Source organism: Clostridium psychrophilum, assembly GCF_018861705.1.
Lineage (GTDB): Bacteria > Bacillota > Clostridia > Clostridiales > Clostridiaceae > Clostridium_AD > Clostridium_AD psychrophilum.
Map to the genome: position 1 here is coordinate 1 of NZ_JAHLEC010000225.1, position 1773 is coordinate 1773.

At 30.1% G+C, this 1773-nt stretch carries 2 protein-coding genes; both read left to right on the top strand.

The features are described from left to right. Positions 1 to 204: 204 nt before the first annotated feature. Positions 205 to 795 carry a DUF6431 domain-containing protein gene (locus KPL38_RS20445; protein WP_376769049.1) on the top strand — a complete coding sequence of 197 codons (591 nt, stop codon included), beginning with the start codon at positions 205 to 207 and terminating at the stop codon, positions 793 to 795. A 90-nt stretch (positions 796 to 885) separates the two neighbouring features. Next, positions 886 to 1773, top strand: an 888-nt coding sequence (locus KPL38_RS19105; protein WP_216290720.1) for a DDE-type integrase/transposase/recombinase, incomplete at its 3' end; no start/stop codon positions are given.

The window sequence follows — 1773 nt, forward strand, 5'->3', positions numbered from 1 at the left end:
TTGTAGTTTAATATATCCTGATAATATAAGTGATTTGCAAATTTAAGTAACCTTTAAAATATAAAAAGGATAAATGAATGTGTTAATTAAATTTAACATTCCTTTATCCTTTGTTTTTTAGTAAAATGAAAAGGAGAAGCTCCCGTCGAAAGTTACTTCTCCAAATCTGAAACCCCAAAGTCACAAAATGGTTTGGTGATTATTATGATAATTGATTTTACTATTAATTTCAATAACTATATAGAAAAAATATTAAATAACTACTTATTTTTTGACTATATATGCCCTAAATGTGGTGCGAAGCATTCATTTACAAGGCATGGCAGTTATGAAAGAAATGTTTGCTTTATAGACAAGCATAATAAAATTTGTGAAGAGCAAATGTGCATTTTAAGACTTAAGTGTAGCTCCTGCAACAGCACTCATGCTATACTTCCAAATGATATTATCCCCTATTGTGTTTATTCTTTTTCATTTATTATAAATGTTCTCATAAAATATTATTCAAAAGACAATAAAATTGAGGATATATGCTCATTATTTCCTATTTCATTTCAGCTTATTTACAGCTTTATTTCTAAATTCTTAGATTTTTTAAACTCATCTTTTAGTGTCTTAAACAATCTTGGGTGCGAAGTGCCTTGTATTCCTCAGAAAATAATTTCAATTATTAATTTGTATCATAAAAATAAAAATTTCCTGTGCAGTTATCTTTTCAGCACTCAATGGATGTTTTTCATGAGAAAGTTTCACAACAGGTTATCTACTCCAATTTACATAGGTTCATTTTACTGATTAACTTCACCACCCACACAACTTTTGAATATATTTTAGGACTAGTTATTGCTAATATAATATTAAAAATATATTCAGGAGGTTTGGATTATGGACAGTAAAAAGCAACAAGATTTAGCTCTTTTTAGATTCGCGCTAATCGCACCATTAGTTAATGAAACATACGAAGCCCTCTCTAAAAGCCAGTATTTTAGAGATATAGCATCAAAATCTCACACTCTACCAGATGGAAAAATCATTCAATTTTCTCCAGCTACTATAAAAAAATGGTTTCTAGCATATAAACACAAAGGATTTGAAGCACTAATGCCTAAATCACGCTTAGATATTGGTACACCAAGAAATATCGATTCAAATGCTATTTCAAAAATTCTTGAACTAAAGGGAAATTACCCATATATAACCGGCACTTTAATTTACCACAAGCTTATTGAAGAAGGTTATGTTAAAGAAAACAAAACGTCTTTGGCTACTGTTCTACGATACATACGTGATAATAATCTCAAAAGAAAGCAGATAGCACCAATAGATAGAAGAGCATTTGAAATGGAATTTGCCAATGATTGTTGGCAATCGGATACAACACATGGGCCAGTTATTAAAGTAAAAGGGCAAAAAAAACAGGCTTATCTAATTACGTTTCTTGACGACGCATCTAGGCTAATCCTTCATGGAGAATTCTTTTTCAATGATAATGCTGTAAATATGCAGACTGTTTTTAAAAAGGCAATATCAAAATATGGACTACCCAAAAGGTTGTTTGTTGACAATGGTAAGACTTATAAAAATGACCAACTTGGTTTGATTTGTGCATCTTTAGGTATCGAATTACTCCACACAAAAGTATATTCACCAGAATCTAAGGGGAAAATAGAAAGGTCCTACCGGACAATTAAAGATAACTGGATGAACGGTATTAATTGGAATGATTATGAATCTTTAGATGAATTAAATACTGACTTTAACAAATATCTAAAT